Raw genomic sequence first — 19,087 nt, 5'->3', positions numbered from 1 at the left:
GATTAAGGGGATGAGGAAGGAGGATAAAAATTCTCCCATCTTCCCCCACTCCCTACTCTTCAGCCGCACGTTTAACTTGGCGAGACTCCAGCCATATAGGCACAAAAATCAACGCTGCAAGTATTAATACAGCCACAATGGCAAATTGAGTTACCCAAGCAACCAATTGTTCAAGGGAAATAACTTTACCCGCAAAAAAGGCTAATGTCACCATCAAACTAGCCCACACAGTTGCTCCTGCTAGGTTATAAGCGAAGAATTTTCCAAAAGGCATCTCAGCTATACCAGCTAATGGTGCCGCAAAAATTCTTAATAATGCAAAAAAGCGCCCGAAAAATACAGCTTTAGCAGCATTTTGACTAAATTGTTCTTTGATATTTAATAGTCGTTCTTCAGATATCCGAAAAATTTTTCCTATTTGTAGTAAGAAAGGCCAACCGCCTAGTTTACCAATCCAATAGCCGAAAGTAGCGCCAATTACGGCTCCAGTAACGGCGACACTGAGAACTAGCCAGTAACTCAATTCATCACTACCAGCCAAAAATCCACCCACTAGAGTTACGGTTTCACCGGGTATGGGAAGACCCAAATTTTCTAGTAAAATTCCTAAAAAAATAGCCCAGTAACCGTACTGATGGGCAAACTCCTGAATGTTTTCTAGTGAAATCAGCTCAAGAGACATCCCGCACCGCCGTCTTTACAATTGTTTACCATATAGCTTATCTTGGCTCGTTTATGGCTGGGGTGTCAACGAAGAGGCAAGGGGAAAAGGGTAGGGGACAGGGGAGACGAATCAAGCATTCTCCTTGCTCCCTTGCTTTTATTGATGAAGGAAGCCGCTTTTGCCGATAGAATAAATTTGAATCTATTATATCTATTACTTATTAAATATTGACAATCAAATATACAGCAGTTAATAACACAAATGCACAATCATAAGCATAAATCAACTACTAATTATGAAAAATTTATAAAAGCCCTATAAAAATATAAAAATTATGTAAAAGATACGATTGATACTGAAATCATTAGGCGTTTGTGCCTATATTGAGAAAAGTTAACATAAATTATACGGAATAAATACTGACAGACAATTGGTCTACTGCATGGTTGTTAAATTACGCTTATGCGAATATAACAGCAATTTTGCAGATGAGATTTAACCAGTATTAATTTCCGTTTCCTGCTTTTGTTAAGTGTGCAGTATACTTAGTTAAATTTATGACTCTTACTCAAGAACCACAAGTAGTTTTGTTTAAGCCCCAAGGCAGCATAGATTTGCAGGGTGGCTTGGCTTTAACTGAACAGATGACTCAGGCAGGCTCTCAACCTCATCAACTCTGGATAATTGATTTAGCAGAGGTAGATTTCATGGATAGCTCAGGGTTAGTTTCACTGGTGACGGGACTGACATCAGCGCGCCAACTTGGTTGCCGCTTGGTTCTGTGCAATGTACAAACTCCAGTACGATTGATTTTAGAACTTACTCAACTAGACTCTGTATTTGAAATTTTTGACACTTACGAAGACATCCTTACCCTCGTCAATGATCAAAGCCTCTCGTTGGTGGGCTAATTCAATATCATACGATAGATAGATGGCAATATCAATAAGAATTGAATTCCTTTAGCTAATAACTACCCTTTCTCACCATTACCTGTGATTGCATCTATCTTCGCTGATAAAACTTTACTGATAAGTAGCATCTCATAAGAGAAGTGTCAGCCTATGCTTTAACGAACACAAGGGACTTTGACATCAGTTAAACAATCATACAATCGTTTTACTGATCAAAGCAGGTGCAGTGGGAAATAGCTAAAGTTGACTTAATCTTCTTTGCTACCCATACTGCACCGGATAGGTGACTCGTGAAGTTAGTAGAAATACTATATACTTGGTAAAATTTTAATAATCGGGTTATCCCCAAGTATTGAAGAATTAGTAAGTAATAGACGCTTTATCTGAATTAAAATAAAATTTCTCAAACCAATATCAAAGGTCTCGGACTTAGTTTGCTTCGTAAACTCTAGTGCTATGAACGAGACTATGTTGTTTCAGCTTTCAACTCACATCAGCCATAATAGATAAATAGCTACTAAATATTTAGTAATTTTAGTACAAAAAATATTTCCAACCCATGCAATCAAAGTCTATTCAGTAGACTTTTAAGAATGAATATTAAGCAAAAACGAGAGGATATGATATTTCCTTAAGTGCTGATATGGGGGAAGTCTAAACAAAATCAAGCATTCTGCACACTAGGTACATTGTCTTGTCCCGATACTGGACGAGGGAAATTAGGTAAATCAATGCCACTGTGGCTAGAAGTACGAGTTTTGAGCGCTAGGCGGTAACTGACACTTTGGAGTTCTGCTTGCAATTGGCGGTTTTCTCGCTGGAGCATCGCTACTTTTTCTCTGACTGGAGCCATGCGCTCTTCAAACTTACGACGGTAAATTTGAGGTAATTCCTGTACTACTTGCTCTAACATTCGGCTGCGGTCTGTGAGTTCTTGTACAGACTGGCGCAGTTGGTAAATTTCGGTATCACGAGATGTAATTTGCTCTTGATAAAACGTCACTTGCTGTTCAACAGCTTGTAACTGCTCTCGCAATGCCTGTAACTGACGTAAATCATACTCAGATTCCGACCGTTGGGGCATAAAATTAGTGTTGCCCTTGACTAGCCGGAAAAGTTCTTGAGATAGCTGTTGCACTAGTTGATCTCGAAGCTGTAGTTCTTGACGCAGCTGCGATATTTCCGTCGATAGAGCTTGGATGTTGGGTGTGTCAGTTTGGATCACGGTGGCTTACAGTTCCCATTGACGAATGTCGAACCTTATGTCTAACTGCAATAGTACTGCTTTTGGCAAGTACTTGTTAATCTAGCATTCCCAACTAAATCAAAAAAAAGCCAAAAGGTAAAATTTTTTAGTCTGACTTGTACCCATACTGAGTTTTGAGCTAAAAAACTCAGTACTCAGTATGAGTTACTCAGAGACTATATTAAGCGGTAACGGCTTCTTTGTCTTCTTTTTCTTTTGTTACTTCTTGCTTAATTGTCATGTAGCGAATTACTTCTTCGCTCAACCGCATGGCACGTTCTAATATAGCGATCGCTTTTCCTGGTGCATTGTAGTTAAATTGGATGTAGACACCATCGCGCTGCTTTTTGATTTCATAAGCTAGACGACGCTTACCGCGATTTTGAACTTCCAGGTCAGTAGCGCCTTGTTCTTGCAGCAGGTTTTGATATTTGGCGATCGCTAGCTCTACCTGTTCATCTGTCAAGTCAGGACGTAGGATGTATAAGGTTTCGTAAATTGTGGACATTGTTATAAGTCTCCTTTTGGACAAACTGGCTGCTGATATTGATTTATACAATAGTTTGATAATAACTACTTGCATCAATCAACATCTGAGCAACAAGGAACTATAATCTTACCAGTTTTCAATTTGAATCATCAGCTTAATCTGCCGAAATATCAAGGATATTCATCAAAGTTATGGCGCAGCGCTATGTGCGAGTTCAAAATCAAGAAGGCAAGATTTACTATGGGTTACTACAACTATCTTTCAATGTGCAGGTTTTAGATGCTCCACCGTGGTTGCACGGACAACCCACAGATTTAATTTTAGAACCAGAGCATTACCAAATTCTGGCTCCCTGCGCTCCTTCTAAAATTGTCGCTGTCGGGAAAAATTATGCAGATCATGCAGCCGAAATGGGAACACCAGTTCCGAGTGAACCATTAATTTTTCTCAAACCACCAACATCGATTATTGCCTCGGAGACAGAAATTAAATATCCTCTCCAGTCGCAACGAGTGGATTATGAGGGTGAATTAGCTTTAGTAATAGGCGATCGCGCCTGTAACTGTACACCAGAGGAAGCCCAAACTAAAATTTGGGGATATACGATCGCCAATGATGTCACAGCACGGGATTTACAGCGAAAAGACGGGCAATGGACTAGAGCTAAAGGATTTGATACTTTCTGTCCTTTAGGTCCTTGGATTGTCCGAGAATTGAGTCCAGGGGCAAGATTGCAAACTTTCATCAATGATGATACTAATCCTGTACAATCGGCGGGGATTGATCAGATGGTATTTGCACCCGATTTTTTGGTGTCATATATCAGTCAAATAATGACGTTGCTACCCGGCGATTTAGTTTTAACCGGTACACCAGAAGGTGTAGGGGCCTTGCGTCAAGGCGATCGCGTGCGTATTGAAATTGAAGGCATTGGTCGCCTAGAAAACACCGTAGCAACCCGTTAAGCTATTTATCTGCACAAGTTATCGCACTTGCATATGAACTGCATCGGAAATTGCGGGAATTTCTGCGTAACGTCCTAGTAAAGACTGAGCCACAGAATAGACAACAGCAGCGATGATGCCGATAAAAATTGTATTTGCGATCGTTTCGACTGCAAAGCCCGTACCGGGAACTTGAGTTAAAATTCGCACTAATATAGAACACAGAAATATCACAATATCTAACAGAATTGCCTGCATGGTGTTGAAACGGATAAAGTGATTAATTTTTTCGTTTCTCACCACAAACATAAATAAGGCAAAGAAAACGATAAGTTGACCCAGCTGACCTAAACTACCATAGACTATCAACACTGGTTGCAACGGTAACAGTAGTAATTGTAAGACTGGAAACTGTCTTAATAAAAAACTTCCAAAAACCAGACTGTCAACTACAGGTAATAAGTAAGGCAAACAGGCAAAAATTCTATCTTTAATTGTTGTAGACCCGCGCCATGTCATTGTGCGTTCTCCTGTGGCTAAATTTCATGAGCTACTTGAGCTTAGGATAACGCAGTTACTCAGCATTACTTCCAAGTTATGATTATTCTATATGGGCGACACGAAAGCCCATAAGACATTCGTACTGTTCTGGCTGTTGTTGGGCAAGTTGACGAATAGCTTGACCGCAGATGAGTTTACCACCACGCCATCGGGGTTGACCACTGCCGTTAGCGAGTAAACAAGATTGGCAGACTCTCTCAGGGTCGAGGATTTGATCGTCCATTAAAATGACTAACATCTCATCCCTCCTGTAACTCCTCAAATTGACCAAGATGAGTGCTAAGTTGTGAGTGAATTTACCCTTACTCAAGACTAATGTAGTTGGTACAAGCCTCACTTCTTGTCGAGCAAGTTACTGGGCGGTCTTTTAACTCAGCACTGGGTAATGCCCGGCTACAATCACAGCACTCACTACTCACGTTGGTGAAAATGGGTTTATTAACAAAAAAATTACCAAGTGAACCTAAATTTATTGTATGTTGTATATCTCAGAGATTAACTCTTTGGGTCAAGACTCATACATAAATTATTATTCCTTTTGACAGTGAAGTTGAGTAAAGCCAGGGATTTTATTCGTCCTCATGCTCTATTGATTGACGGAGAATATATATAGTTCATATTTCCCCAAAGAGGTCAATGATGTTTAGTCCATTAACCAACCTGGGAGCTAATAATAAATAAATCAGCATACATAAAAGTCAATAGTACAAATGCGATTCATCGTAGATGTACGGTAGCCAAAATACAGTGAACTCTTGATTGGTGACTTTTTGGTTATGGCAGTTGCCAGATAGATTAGGACATAAACTAATCATAAAACTGTGACAATAAAAGGCTGGAAAGCCTGTTTTCTGTTCCCTGTTTTCTGTCCTCTGCTGTAAATGCTGCGCTCAAACAAAATCAACTGTTGTACGAAATTCCATTAGGTATAGTTGAAGTGACTAGAACAAATTCCGATTTTCTCACTAATTCTGATCCAGCGATCGCTGGATTAATTAATCAAGAACTCCAACGTCAACGCGACCACTTGGAGTTAATCGCCAGTGAAAACTTTACCTCGGCTGCTGTCTTAGCGGCTCAGGGTTCGGTACTGACAAATAAATACGCTGAGGGTTTGCCTGGGAAGCGCTACTACGGTGGTTGTGAATTCGTCGATAAAATTGAGCAGATAGCCATTGACCGCGCTAAGGAGCTATTTGGTGCGGCTCATGCCAACGTTCAACCCCATTCCGGCGCACAAGCTAATTTTGCTGTCTTCCTGACTTTACTCGAACCAGGAGATAAAATCATGGGGATGGATTTGTCTCATGGTGGACACCTCACTCACGGTTCCCCTGTAAATGTTTCCGGCAAATGGTTCCAAGTCAGCCATTACGGTGTCAGCCAACAAACAGAACAATTAGACTACGACCAAATTCGGGAGCTGGCGCTAAGGGAGCGTCCTAAGCTCTTAATTTGTGGTTATTCTGCCTATCCCCGGATTATTGACTTTGAAAAATTCCGCAGTATCGCTGATGAAGTTGGCGCTTACTTGCTGGCGGATATTGCCCACATCGCCGGTTTAGTCGCAACTGGACTGCACCCCAACCCCATACCATATTGTGATGTAGTCACAACCACCACCCATAAAACACTCCGTGGCCCCAGAGGTGGTTTAATTTTGACCCGTGACGCAGAACTCGGTAAAAAACTAGATAAATCCGTTTTCCCTGGAACCCAAGGCGGGCCTTTAGAACACGTCATTGCTGGGAAAGCAGTTGCTTTTGGTGAAGCCTTAAAACCAGAATTTCAAGATTACTCAGCCCAAGTAATTGAGAACGCCCGTGCTTTGGCATCTCAACTACAAAACCGTGGGTTAAAGCTAGTATCAGACGGCACTGACAACCATTTAATGCTCGTAGATTTACGGTCTGTAGATATGACAGGTAAACGAGCAGATCAATTGGTTAGTGGAGTAAATATTACTGCTAACAAAAATACAGTTCCCTTCGATCCCCAATCACCATTTGTTACTAGTGGTTTGCGCTTGGGTTCACCAGCCATGACCACAAGAGGCATGGGAGTCGCAGAATTTACCGAAATCGGTAATATTATTGCCGATCGCCTGCTTAACCCAGACTCAGACACAGTAGCTCAAGATTGTAAACAACGGGTAGCCGCATTGTGCGATCGCTTCCCCTTATATCCACACTTGGAAATTCCTTTACCAGCCCTAGTGTAGGAATAGGAATGAGGGAGATGAGGGAGATGAGGAGGATAAAAATTCTTGCCCCACTCCCTCCCAATCCCCACTCCTAAATTCCTCACTGATCAGGGTCTGAAAATATAGTAAAAATAAGTAGGAAACTGCCCTCCGCACATTCTTGTTTCATAAACTACTCATTAAAAATACAGATGCCTGCTCAGATTTATCATCTGATTGCCTTTCTTGTGTCGGCAGTAGTCGTTCTCTGGACTACGCCTGATATTAAAAACATTGGTATAAAAAGTGGACGTGTAGACCGCCCTGGTGGTCGAAAAATCCATGACCGTCCAATGGTTCGCCTGGGAGGAGTTTCTATCTTCGCGGGTACGATAATCTCCCTACTGGTCGTTTGGTGGTTGGGTGGATTTGATAACCTGTCTCCGGAAAAAGAATGGCAAATTTGGGGTGTTACTTTAGGTGGTTTGGGCTTTTTTCTCATCGGTTTAGCAGATGATTTATTAAGCCTATCTCCCTTGGGACGCTTGCTCATCCAAGTTATTGTTGCTGCTGGTGCATGGAAAGCAGGAGTCAGCATAGATTTTATTAGTATCCCAATGATGGGAATAGTTGACCTCAACTGGCTGAGTTTGCCCATCACAGTTATATGGTTGGTGGGGATGGTAAATGCCATCAACTGGATTGATGGTTTAGATGGTTTAGCGGCTGGGGTTTCGGGAATTGCGGCTGTGGTAATGCTGCTTGTGTCCTTGTTTATGCACCAACCAGCAGCAGCGTTAATTGCAGCCGCCTTAGCTGGTGCAGCCTTGGGATTTCTCCGCTACAATTTCAACCCCGCACAAATTTTTATGGGTGATGGCGGTTCCTATTTTATGGGCTTCACTTTGGCGGCGGTGGGTGTGATTGGGTTGGTAAAAATCCCAGCTTTTACTGCTGTTATCTTGCCTTATTTAATTTTGGCAGTTCCTATTGTTGATATGTCCGCCGTGATTCTTTCCCGAATCCGCCGTGGTAAATTGCCTTGGGTTGCAGATAAACGCCATCTCCATCACCGATTACTACAGGCTGGTTTATCTCATCGCTGGACGGTGTTATTTATTTATTCCTTAACTCTGTGGGTGGGAAGTTTAGCGTTAGTTGTGGCTGGTGTACCTAGCAGTATTGCTTACGCTGGTGGGTCAACTTCTTTATTAAGTTACGTGATCTGGCGAGCTTGGAGGGTGTCTCAGCAAAAGTAAAAAGTGATGCAATACTCAAGACTCAGCACTCTTGACTAAAGCAATACAGTAGTATTAGCTAGCGTCTTTTGCCTTTTTACTTAATTACATGAGTGCAGAAATTATTTGTGTTGGTACTGAACTGCTTTTAGGCGATATTCTCAACGGGAATGCTCAATATCTAGCACAACAACTAGCCCAATTAGGTATCCCCCATTACCATCAAACAGTGGTTGGGGATAACCCAGACCGCATTAAGAAAGTTATAGAAATTGCTATTTCTAGAGCCAAAATTTTGATTTTTACTGGTGGTTTAGGCCCCACACCAGACGACCTCACTTGTGAAACCATCGCTGATTTTTTTGGCTCACCGTTGGTAGAAAGTCCAGAAATTATCGAAGATATTACGCAAAAATTTGCTCAACGCGGTCGGGTGATGACACCAAGCAACCGCAAACAAGCTTTGATTCCTCAAGGTGCAGACATCTTACCTAATCCTACTGGAACAGCCCCTGGTATCATCTGGCAACCCCGTCCTGATATGACAATTTTTACCTTTCCTGGTGTGCCTAGTGAAATGCACCGGATGTGGGAGGAAACAGCAGTACCATTTCTCAAAAGTCAAGGCTGGGGTCAAGAGATTATTTATAGTCGCAGTCTCAAGTTTTGGGGGATTGGGGAATCTGCATTAGCCGAAAAGGTGACAGCTTATTTAAACTTACCTAATCCTACGGTAGCACCCTATGCTGGAAAGGGAGAAGTAAGGCTACGTGTTTCGGCAAAATCACCTTCAGAAGCAGCAGCAGCAGCTTTGATTGCACCTGTGGAGAAGCAAATTAAAGACATTGCTGGCTTAGATTTTTATGGTGTTAATAATGATACCTTGGCTTCTGTCGTCGGTGAGTTGTTGCGTGCATCAAGTGAAACCCTATCGGTAGCAGAATCTTGTACTGGTGGGTTATTGGGGCAGATGTTGACGGAAATTTCCGGCAGTTCTGATTACTTTTGGGGAGGGGTAATTTCTTACGACAACTCGGTGAAGGTGGGGTTGTTGGGAGTGAACCCAGAAGATTTAGAAAAATTGGGCGCAGTCAGCGATACTGTAGCCGAACAAATGGCTATAGGTGTAAAAACCAGCCTATCAACAACTTGGGGATTGAGTATTACGGGGATTGCTGGCCCAAATGGGGGGACGGAGACTAAGCCTGTGGGTCTGGTTTACATCGGGTTAGCCGGGCCAGGAGATGAGGTGACAAGCTTCAAATATAATTTTGGCACAATGCGTGATCGCTCTTTCATTCGTCATTTAAGTGCGTGTACGGCGCTGGATTTGCTAAGGCGGCGCTTGTTGACACGATAAATGAGGAGGCGATCGCACCTAATAAGCGATCGCTCTTCTGATTTTGTCATAATTTAGGATATAAACATGGCAAAAAAGCGTAAGCTGTTCGAGAAAATCCTTTCTGGCTCCAAAAATATTCAATTTAATGAATTAGTTAGTCTGGTTGAAGCATTTGGATTTTCTCTATCAAGGGTTAATGGTAGTCATCACATTTTTACTCACCCAGATATTCCTGGCCTTCTTAATCTGCAAAACCGTAAGGGTGAAGCGATTCCCTATCAAGTACGTCAATTCTTGGTTTTGATTGAAGAATATGCACTCACTTTAGAGGATGAGGAATGAAACACTATCACATTAATATCTTTTACAGTGAAGAAGATAATGGCTATATTGCTGATATTCCCGATTTGAAATATTGTTCAGCAATTGGTGCAACCGAAGAAGAAGCACTTCATGAGGTATTAAGAGCAAAAGCAGCATGGTTGGAAGCTGCAAAAATAGAGGGTAAACCAATCCCTGAACCAAGGTATCGACCAGCTATTTACCAAATAGCCTCATAATTAGCGATTACCGACCATCGGTCGTAGGCGATCGCTATCATATCTCCGCGTCTGTGCTAAATTTGGTCATCTGTCGCTAGTATAAGTTTGAATGTGTAAAATTATGCTTGCTTCTAGCTCAGATGGATATTAGCTCTGTAATTACGGCAATTACTAAAATTGTTCCTGCTGTGGCTCCTCAAGCCGTGAAGACAGCGCAACGAAATGAACTTGTAATTAAAATCTTACAAGAATTAAAGTTTAACCCAACACAACCACCCAATGATTTTGATGGTGTTTATGCTTACGCTTTAGTCGAGTATGGGGTGTTGAAGCCTAAATCGCTTCTAAAACTTTTTAGAGAAAAAGAAATCAAAGCCGCTTTTTGGAAAAAATTTAATACAGATAATCCCTCTGTTTTACCTGAAGAAGTAGAATCTTTTCTGGATTGGAATGTATTGGGTGATGAAATCCGAGATTTGAACATTAATCTTCAGCAAGAGTTTGAGGAATTTTTAAGAATTTTTATTGATGTAGCTAAACTTACTAGAACGCCTGCTGAGGTATTACGAGACAAAGAACTAAGAAAGAATGAGCATCATAAAATTATTAATGTTTCAACCATTCCGGCAGAATTTGCACCGCTTATTCAAGAAAAAATTCGCTCGTTTTGTGGACGTGGATTTGTATTTGATGCTTTTAATGATTTCCTCAAGCATCCCAAGGGCTATTTTACTGTGATTGGGGATGCGGGAATGGGGAAAAGTGCTATAGCCGCTAAGTATGTTTATGATCATAAAGCGATTTGTTATTTTAATGTTTTGCAAAATGGACGCAATCGTCCAGAATTATTTCTGAAAAGCATTCATCAACAGCTAATTAATCGCTACCAATTAGAAAATACAGAAAATGATGATTTATCAGCTTTATTAGTTAAAGCTAGTGACAAAATTCCTATGGGTGAACAGTTAGTAATTGTTGTTGATGCTTTGGATGAGGTAGAACAAGAACTAGGGGCAGAAAATATCTTATATTTACCTAAGACTCTACCAGATAAAGTTTATTTTTTGCTGACGAGGCGACGCTATGATCATAGCAAAAAGCGGTTATATACTGAGGGTGTTGAGCAGAAAGAGTTAGATTTAACAGCAAGTCAGTATATTGGACTAAGCCGTGATGATATTCAAAAATACATCCGCTTCTGTCTCAGGAATGACCCAGAATATAAAAATGGTTTGAAAAAATGGATTCAAGATCGTAATCATGACGAAGAACATTTTATAGATCAGGTCGCAAACAAGAGTGAAAATAATTTTATGTACCTGCGTTATGTTTTACCAGGAATCGCACGAGGTTCATATGATGACCTGAATTTAAAGCAGTTGCCAGATGGTCTTCAGGAATATTATGAAACTCACTGGGTAAGAATGGGAATGGATGATAAAACCCAGCAACAAATGGTGATTATTCTCTTCATTTTGGTAGAAATTGGTACGCCAATACCTTGTGAAATGATAGCAGATATTGCTAAGGAGGATGAATTTGAAGTGCAAAAAGTTCTAGATGATTGGGTTGAGTATTTAAAGCATCAGAATATATCAGGAGAAAACTGTTATAGCATCTATCACTCTAGCTTCCTAGATTTCTTAAAAGCAAAACGGGTCTTGGATTCAAAACGTAGGCTATTTCAAGTTGTTAATGAGCAGATTGCAGAATATTTAGCAAGGGAGATGGCTTAGGAATGGGGGAATTTGCTGAAAAATTTGCTGCAAAAAGCCCTGCATTTCAGCGTGCTTATTTGGGAAGTTTACTGCCAAATATATTAAAGTCAGGAAATTTTAGTGAATATTACCAAGCTCTAACTAACTTTGATTTTTTGGTTGCAAAGATTAAGCATACTAATTTTGGTGTACAAGCACTAATTGATGATTATGACTTAATAAGTGTTCCAGATGTATTGCACGACCCAAATTGTAATCTAGATAAAATTAAAATACTAAAGTTAATTCAAGGTTCACTGCGACTTTCCGCACACATATTAGTTGAAGATAAGAGCCAGTTGGCAGCACAATTGCAGGGGAGAATGCAGTGTTTCAAATTACCAGAAATTGAGGCGTTGTTGGAACAAAGCAAGCAAAGTAAAACTCCGTACTTGTCCCCTTTAATACTCAGCTTAACTCCCCCTGGTGGGCGATTGTTACGTACTCTTGCTGGTCATCGTAGTTGGGTAATTGCAGTTGCTATTACACCTAATGGAAAGCAGGTAATTTCTGCTTCACCTGACTACACTCTCAAAGTCTGGAATCTTGAATCTGGGGAGGAACAATTTACTCTTATAGGTCATAGAGCATCAGTAAATACAGTTATGATTACTCTTGATGGGAAACAAGCAATATCTGGCTCATCTGATAGAACTATCAAAATTTGGAGTCTGGAATCTGGAGAAGAAAAATTAACTTTTAAAGGACATAGAGATCAGGTAAATACAATTTCTATCACTTCTAATAACAGGCAGATAATTTCTGGATCATCTGATAAAACTATCAAAATTTGGAATCTCGAATCAGGGGAAGAACAATTCACGCTTAAGGGGCATAAAGCATCAGTAAATGTAGTCGTTGTAACTCCTGATAGTAAGAGAATAATTTCCGGGTCATCTGATACAACTCTCAAAGTCTGGAACATAGAATCTGGACAGGAAGAATTAACCTTAAAAGGTCATAGTGATTCAGTAAATGCAGCTGCCGTCACCCTAGACAGTAAACAAGCTATCTCTGGGTCATCCGACAGAAGCATTAAGATTTGGAATTTAGAATCTGGAGAAGAACAATCTACTCTCAAAGGTCATAGTCATTGGGTAAGAACAGTTATTGTTAGTCCAGACGGCAAGCAAGTTATTTCTGGTTCAGACGACAGAACTATCAAAATTTGGAATCTCGAATCAGGGGAAGAACAATTCACCTTTAAAGGTCATAGTGATTGGGTAAGAACAGTCGTTGTCAGTCCAGATGGCAAGCAAGTTATTTCTGGTTCAAATGACAGAACTATCAAAATTTGGAATCTCGAATCAGGAGAAGAACAATTTACCCCTAAAGGTCATCGAGCATCAGTATATTCAGTAGCCTTTACACCAGATGCCAAGCAAGTTATTTTCGGAGATAACTATACTCTCAAAATTTGGGATTTAGAAAGTAGAAAGAAACTATATACGCTTAAAGGTAAAGCAATAGCTCTATCAGTAGCACCTGATGCGAAATCAGTGATTGCTGTTTCAGGTAAAAAAATCCTAAAAATTTGGCATCTAGAAACTAGAAATCAAAAATCTTTTACCTTCAGAGATCAAGTAAAGACTATAGCCGTAATACCTGATAGCAAACTAATAATTTCTAGTTTATTTGACAAAGGAACCCTCAAAGTTTGGGATATTGAATCTGGAAAAGAACAGTTCATTCTCAGAGGTCATATAGGCGAGGTTAATGCAGTAGCCGTCACTCCAGATGGCAAGCAAGCAATTTCTGCTTCATATGATAGAACTCTTAAAATCTGGAATCTTGAATCTAGAGAGGAAAAATTCACTCTTAGAGGTCATCTTAATGGGGTAAACACAGTGGCTGTCATACCTAATGGGAAACAAGCAATTTCTGGCTCATTAGATAGAACCCTAATTGTCTGGAATCTTGAAACAGGAGAAGCTCAATTCATTCTTCGGGGTCATACTTCCTCAGTTTTAGCGGTCGCCATCACACCCAATGGGAAACAAGCGATTTCTGGATCGTCCGATAGAACCCTCAAAGTCTGGAATCTCGAATCTAGAGATGTAATCGCCACTTTTACTGGAGAAAGTCCTATCTATTGTTGTGCAGTTACACCTGATGGGATGACAATAGTAGCAGGAGAAGAATCAGGGCGAGTACATTTTCTGCGTCTTGAAGGGATGGAGGTATAACCATGAATACTACGCCTCGACCCCCAACTTTTCACTTACCAGAGTTTCAGCAAATCATTGAAGCAAAAAGCCATAACTTTGTCGGGCGTGAATTTGTCTTCACAGCGATTCATGACTTTATTCACCGTTATCCTCGCGGTTACTTTACTATCATTGGCGCACCGGGTAGCGGTAAAAGTGCGATTCTGGCTAAATATGCCCTAGATAATCCTGATGTTTTCTATTACAACGTGGAAATTGCCGGAAAAAATCGGACTGACGAATTCTTAAGGAATATCTGCACGCAATTGTTAGAGACGCGTGAAACGTCTCTACAAAACATCGCTGATAACGCCACAGAGGGGAGTTGGTTTTTATCGCTGCTGCTTCAGCAAATCAGCGAACAGTTGCAACCAAATCAAAAGTTAATTATTGCCATTGATGGGTTAAATTTTATTGACCGCAATTTACAACCCCCAGGCGCAAATTTGTTTTATCTCCCTCGCTATCTCCCGGATGGTGTCTATTTTCTCCTCACGCGTAGACCATTTCTCAGGGAAAAGTCGGGTTTGTTAATTGAAGCGCCATTCCAAAGTCTGGATTTGGGGGATTATCCCGAAGAAAATCGGCGGGATATTGAGGCTTATATTTGGAAGAACCTAACCCCCCTAACCCCCCTTCCCTACGAGGGAAGGGGAGGACAAGAGACGGGAAGGGGGGGACAAGAAAATTACTCCCCTCTCCTTGCAGGGGAGGGGTTGGGGGAGGGGTCAATCCGTAAGCAAGAATTCTCTACACGCCTCATCACGGAATCGGAAAATAATTTCATGTATACCAGTCAAATTCTCAGCGCCATTGCTGAGGGTTTTTATCCTGAACCTTTCTCACGCGCTCAACTTCCCCCCAGCTTGGAAGCATATTACCAACAAAATTTACAGCAAATGATTCCTGAACCGATGGAGGATTTCAGCCTAGCTGTCCTTGGTGTTTTAGTACAGCAACCATCTGTCACAGTGGAAGCTATTGCTCATACAATCGATGCTGATGAGTACGATGTAGAGGAAGTATTAGAAAACTGGATGGAGTTCTTGCAACAGCAACAAATCACAGGTGTCACTCATTACAGCCTCTATCATTCCAGTTTCCGCCAATGGTGTCAAAACAACCTGTAGAAGGCAGGAGTTAAATACGAGATGGCTATAACGGAGGCTTTGCAGGAGTTTAATTTGCACACAATTTAATGCTAGCAGATGCAGGTGAGAGAATTTTTGTCTTCAGGAAGCGATCGCTTCTTGATGATCACAACTTACTAAACAAATCTGCTAACACCACATTGGAAAATAAAAAACCATCGGGATCAGTTAAGTGCAACCTTTCACCGACAACTTGCACCCAACCTTGAGCAAAATAAGGTTGCAGACACTGGTGAATCTCTTGTATCTTATCTTTGCCAAATTCTTCTGTAATTGCGGTTAAACTCACACCTTCAGCCAAGCGCAACCCCAGCATTAATGTTTCTAATAATACATCTTCTTTTGGTGTCACTTCCCAATCAATCACACCGTTATTAGTAATTAATTCTTGCACCCATTGGTAATACTCCTTAGTCTTACGCGGACGGGTAAAGCGTTTACCTTCTACATAACTCGCCGCACCCATACCAAAGCCGTAATAAGGGCGGTTTTCCCAATACACGCGGTTATGTTGACATTGGTGTCCTGGCTTGGCGTAGTTGGAAATTTCGTAATGTTCGTAACCTGCACCAGTCAAAATCTTCTGACCCATCTGATACATTTTGACCGTGGTTGCATCCGTAGGTAAGGGAGTATCTCCAGGTTTGTAATAACGACCAAAGGCTGTTCCTGGCTCAATTGTCAAATCATATATGGATATGTGAGTTGGTGCGATTTGAACAGAAGTGTTTAGGGAATGTTGCCATTTATCTAAAGACTGATGCGGCAACCCAGAAATTAAGTCTATGCTAAATTCGGGAATCTCCACTTGGTAAATCAAGTCTATAGCTGCAAAAATATCTTTAAGCGAGTGCGATCGCCCAGCTACTTTTAACAATTCTTCTTGAAACGCTTGTACACCCAAACTCACACGGTTCACACCAACGCTACGATAGCCTTTGATCTGTGCTAAATCAAATGTGCCTGGATCAATCTCCATAGAGATTTCTGCATCAGGCACAATCCCAAATCGCTGATCTAGCGTTACTAGTATTTGTGCTAATTGTTCTGTGGATAACAGCGAAGGCGTACCACCGCCAAAAAAGATGGTCTTGAGGGGTTGACCAGAGATAGGTGTAATGTCAATTTCTTGACAAAGAATTTCCACATACCCAGAAATAGTAACAGATGTTTCACCGCGTTGGCGATCGCCTACAACAAATATCGGAAAATCACAATAAAAACACCGCCTTCTGCAAAAGGGAATATGTATATAAGCAGAAGTAGGAAGGCTAGCAACATTAACTTTTTGCATATTTGTGAACAAGAATAAACTTAATTAACGGAAAATTAGAAATAATGAAAATAAATAGTTTATTTACAGGTTTCTATTGTTTTTTGACGTAACTATGACAAATCTTAAGCAAAGTGACTTTGGTTATAATGTTTGCAGATATTGCCTGCATAAAACCCTAGTCTAAGTCAATATAATTAGTCTCTCTTACCGATGAAATTAAAAATACTTGACTTTATCGGGTAAAACAGTCGCAGGAAAACAGCAAAATCATGCTTGATGCCATTATTATTTTCTCATTCATCCTGGCAGCAGCAGGAATAGGTTTCTACGGCACCGAACTACTACCCAATGGTACGTTAGACCGGGTAACGAACCTAGAAGCTTTACGCTTAACTGTTGCCGTTTTTGCCGCCATTATTGGTGGCGCTGTTGGTTTGAGCTTTCAAACGACCTATCGTCGCTTAGAAGCCCAAGTGCGAGATTTGCCACTGGAAGTAATTTTAACTCGTGCCATTGGCTTAGTGATTGGATTATTGCTGGCAAACTTAATGCTGGCTCCGCTATTTTTACTCCCTATTCCGACGGACTTTAGTTTTATTAAACCACTGGTGGCAGTGGTTGGTAGTATTATCCTCTCTGTCACGGGGATGAATTTAGCTGACACCCACGGGCGGGGCTTATTACGGTTCATTAACCCCAACACAGTGGAAACAATGGTAGCAGAAGGAACACTAAAACCAGCTAATACCAAAGTTTTAGACACCAGTTGTATTATTGATGGTCGGATTGAGGCGCTGCTAGAAACAGGATTTCTGGAAGGGCAAATTATCGTTCCCCAGTTTGTCTTGTTGGAACTACAACAAGTAGCTGATGCTAGCAAAGACCAAAAACGAGTCCGGGGAAGACGGGGGCTAGAAATTCTCAACCGCATTAAGGAAACTTACCCAGACCGCATTCTCATTAATCCATCCGACTACGAAGACATTGCCACAGTCGATGCCAAATTAGTCAGATTTGCTCAAGACATCAACGGCACACTGCTAACAAATGATTACAATTTATCAAAAGTTGCCAGCGTGCAGAAAGTGCCTGTTTTGAATGTTAACGACCTAGTAAATGCAGTCCGTCCTACCTATTTACCTGGGGACAACCTTGACTTGAAAATTCTCAAGGAAGGGAAAGAACCCACCCAAGGGATTGGCTACTTAGACGATGGCACAATGGTTGTCGTGGAAGAAGGTAGAGGTTACGTAGGCGGTGAACTGCGCGTGGTAGTCACTAGTGCGTTGCAAACCTCAGCAGGAAGAATGATTTTTGCTAAACCCCAAGCTTCAGCATTGGCGTGAGGTAGATGTCAGGTGCAAATAGAGTTAAAGTATGTAATCGGTGCAGTTTGACTGCACCGATTTTGTATAGAGTGAAGTTTGAAGAAAACGGTAACTGGATTTTTGTCTGTCCAGAATGTTGGTTTGGGGTGAGTGAGAATAACCCCTTTTATGTTTATGGTGGAACATGGAAAGAGCGGAAGGGGAGAAGAAGGAGGGGAGCAGGGGGAGAAGAGAACCATTGACTAATATTAAACATTGAGGAGTGTATTTATCATGTTACGTATACTAAAAACGATCGCTGACCGTGGAGTCTATCCCATTACGCGCCAACTCCTCTGGAGTATGATTTTGGCAATATTTTTTCTAGGGAGTATTGTAATATTTCCTGCGCCTACTTGGGCTTCTCATTCTGGCTTGGGCATTGATAATGGTCATCTTAGTGCTTGTCCAGCTTCCCCAAATTGTGTTGTCAGTCAAAACGCTGATACCAAACACGCGATTGAACCGATTCCCTATCATGTAGACCGGGACAAAGCGCGAGAAACTTTACTCAAAGTTCTTACGGTTGTTCCTCGTACAGAAGTTGTAGAACAAACAGATAGTTATATCCATGCCCTTTCTAAAAGCCGTATTTTTAAATTTGTTGATGATGTAGAATTTTATCTACCTGCCAATGAGTCAGTCATTCATTTGCGATCAGCATCTCGCATCGGAGATTCAGACCTCGGTGTTAACCGTAGGCGTATGGAGCAAATTCGTCTGGCTTTGCAGGATTTAAATATTTGAGAAGCGTAATAGCTAACTTCAGATAGAAGTACGGCAGGAAAACAATATTTACCATGTTGTCAGTACATTTTCTATCTGTATATGTCTTCTGTAATTGACCAAGCACATCATCGCAAAGAATTATTCCGTGGTATTTTAGCCGTGGCTATCATCATAGTCGGCATCACGCATTTTCTCAGACCAGAGCAATATGCCCGGATTGTCCCGCCACTATTCCCGCCATTCACATCAGTCTACGTTAGCGGTTTTTTTGAAATTCTGGGTGGTATTGGTTTAATAATTCCATCAGTTAGTGTCGCAGCAGCATGGGGACTGATTTCCTTATTTATTGCTGTATTCCCTGCCAATATTTAGAGGTGATTCGTAAAGAAAATCTAAAGAGCTTTTGAGTAATCTGGACTAGATTTTAATCTAGATCAGGTTGAGTAGTTGTAGAAAATATGAGTAGTCTACCTAAGA

18 protein-coding genes and 1 pseudogene are annotated in these 19,087 nt (G+C 41.1%); 13 read left to right on the top strand and 6 right to left on the bottom strand.

The genetic code is table 11. From position 1 onward, the window contains the following. Positions 1–52 precede the first annotated feature (52 nt). Positions 53–682 carry a DedA family protein gene (locus H6G18_RS18730; protein ID WP_190408611.1) on the bottom strand — a complete coding sequence of 210 codons (630 nt, stop codon included), beginning with the start codon at positions 680–682 and terminating at the stop codon, positions 53–55. A 539-nt stretch (positions 683–1,221) separates the two neighbouring features. Here H6G18_RS18730 and H6G18_RS18725 point away from each other — a divergent pair. Further along, positions 1,222–1,575: an STAS domain-containing protein gene (locus H6G18_RS18725; RefSeq protein WP_190408610.1), complete on the top strand. Its 354-nt coding sequence runs from the start codon at positions 1,222–1,224 to the stop codon at positions 1,573–1,575. Between the two features lie 667 nt (positions 1,576–2,242). Here the strand turns inward: H6G18_RS18725 and H6G18_RS18720 are convergent. After that, positions 2,243–2,803: an Npun_F5560 family protein gene (locus H6G18_RS18720; RefSeq protein WP_190408609.1), complete on the bottom strand. Its 561-nt coding sequence runs from the start codon at positions 2,801–2,803 to the stop codon at positions 2,243–2,245. A gap of 202 nt (positions 2,804–3,005) precedes the next feature. Next, on the bottom strand, positions 3,006–3,332 hold the full coding sequence (gene rpsF / locus H6G18_RS18715; RefSeq protein ID WP_190408608.1) for a 30S ribosomal protein S6: 327 nt from the start codon (positions 3,330–3,332) through the stop codon (positions 3,006–3,008). 173 nt (positions 3,333–3,505) lie between these two features. On the opposite strand from rpsF, the gene H6G18_RS18710 reads away from it, so the two are divergent. After that, the gene (locus H6G18_RS18710; protein ID WP_190408607.1) at positions 3,506–4,279 is read left to right on the top strand and encodes a fumarylacetoacetate hydrolase family protein; all 774 of its coding nucleotides are present in this window, start codon (positions 3,506–3,508) and stop codon (positions 4,277–4,279) included. An 18-nt stretch (positions 4,280–4,297) separates the two neighbouring features. Here H6G18_RS18710 and H6G18_RS18705 read toward each other — a convergent pair whose 3' ends face one another. Then, the gene (locus H6G18_RS18705; RefSeq protein WP_190408606.1) at positions 4,298–4,777 is read right to left on the bottom strand and encodes a Tic20 family protein; all 480 of its coding nucleotides are present in this window, start codon (positions 4,775–4,777) and stop codon (positions 4,298–4,300) included. Positions 4,778–4,859: 82 nt separating this feature from the next. Then, positions 4,860–5,057, bottom strand: coding sequence for a hypothetical protein (locus tag H6G18_RS18700; RefSeq protein ID WP_190408605.1), 198 nt, complete (start codon positions 5,055–5,057; stop codon positions 4,860–4,862). Between the two features lie 699 nt (positions 5,058–5,756). On the opposite strand from H6G18_RS18700, the gene glyA reads away from it, so the two are divergent. From glyA to H6G18_RS18660, 8 genes are all read left to right on the top strand, one after another. Next, positions 5,757–7,040: a serine hydroxymethyltransferase gene (gene glyA, locus H6G18_RS18695; protein ID WP_190408604.1), complete on the top strand. Its 1,284-nt coding sequence runs from the start codon at positions 5,757–5,759 to the stop codon at positions 7,038–7,040. A gap of 173 nt (positions 7,041–7,213) precedes the next feature. Next, on the top strand, positions 7,214–8,260 hold the full coding sequence (locus tag H6G18_RS18690) for a glycosyltransferase family 4 protein (protein WP_190408603.1): 1,047 nt from the start codon (positions 7,214–7,216) through the stop codon (positions 8,258–8,260). A gap of 88 nt (positions 8,261–8,348) precedes the next feature. Next, positions 8,349–9,599 (top strand): competence/damage-inducible protein A, encoded by a 1,251-nt coding sequence (locus H6G18_RS18685; RefSeq protein ID WP_190408602.1) that lies wholly within the window; start codon positions 8,349–8,351, stop codon positions 9,597–9,599. Between the two features lie 66 nt (positions 9,600–9,665). Continuing rightward, positions 9,666–9,923, top strand: a complete 258-nt coding sequence (locus tag H6G18_RS18680; RefSeq protein WP_190408601.1) for a type II toxin-antitoxin system HicA family toxin — start codon at positions 9,666–9,668, stop codon at positions 9,921–9,923. Further along, the gene (locus H6G18_RS18675; protein ID WP_190408600.1) at positions 9,920–10,141 is read left to right on the top strand and encodes a type II toxin-antitoxin system HicB family antitoxin; all 222 of its coding nucleotides are present in this window, start codon (positions 9,920–9,922) and stop codon (positions 10,139–10,141) included. Before H6G18_RS18680 ends, H6G18_RS18675 begins: the two co-directional genes overlap by 4 nt. A 122-nt stretch (positions 10,142–10,263) precedes the next feature. Continuing rightward, a complete protein-coding gene (locus H6G18_RS18670; protein WP_190408599.1) occupies positions 10,264–11,859 on the top strand; it encodes an NACHT domain-containing protein in 1,596 nt (531 codons plus the stop codon). A 2-nt stretch (positions 11,860–11,861) separates the two neighbouring features. Beyond that, positions 11,862–14,066, top strand: a complete 2,205-nt coding sequence (locus tag H6G18_RS18665) for a hypothetical protein (protein ID WP_190408598.1) — start codon at positions 11,862–11,864, stop codon at positions 14,064–14,066. A gap of 2 nt (positions 14,067–14,068) precedes the next feature. Then, on the top strand, positions 14,069–15,217 hold the full coding sequence (locus H6G18_RS18660) for an AAA family ATPase (protein ID WP_190408597.1): 1,149 nt from the start codon (positions 14,069–14,071) through the stop codon (positions 15,215–15,217). 127 nt (positions 15,218–15,344) lie between these two features. On the opposite strand, the gene hemW is transcribed toward H6G18_RS18660, so the two are convergent. After that, positions 15,345–16,532, bottom strand: a complete 1,188-nt coding sequence (gene hemW / locus H6G18_RS18655) for a radical SAM family heme chaperone HemW (RefSeq protein WP_190408596.1) — start codon at positions 16,530–16,532, stop codon at positions 15,345–15,347. Positions 16,533–16,783: 251 nt separating this feature from the next. Here hemW and H6G18_RS18650 point away from each other — a divergent pair, with 251 nt between their 5' ends. From H6G18_RS18650 to H6G18_RS18640, 3 genes and pseudogenes are all read left to right on the top strand, one after another. Beyond that, positions 16,784–17,860, top strand: coding sequence for a PIN/TRAM domain-containing protein (locus tag H6G18_RS18650; protein WP_190408595.1), 1,077 nt, complete (start codon positions 16,784–16,786; stop codon positions 17,858–17,860). Between the two features lie 255 nt (positions 17,861–18,115). Next, on the top strand, positions 18,116–18,628 hold the full coding sequence (locus tag H6G18_RS18645; RefSeq protein ID WP_190408594.1) for a DUF1499 domain-containing protein: 513 nt from the start codon (positions 18,116–18,118) through the stop codon (positions 18,626–18,628). A gap of 81 nt (positions 18,629–18,709) precedes the next feature. After that, positions 18,710–18,979, top strand: a pseudogene (locus H6G18_RS18640) (DoxX family protein); the annotation flags it as partial. Positions 18,980–19,087: the final 108 nt, after the last annotated feature.

Origin of the sequence: Anabaena subtropica FACHB-260 (genome assembly GCF_014697105.1) — a bacterium.
GTDB lineage: Bacteria > Cyanobacteriota > Cyanobacteriia > Cyanobacteriales > Nostocaceae > Trichormus > Trichormus subtropicus.
This window is presented reverse-complemented; position numbering and strand designations above follow the sequence as displayed.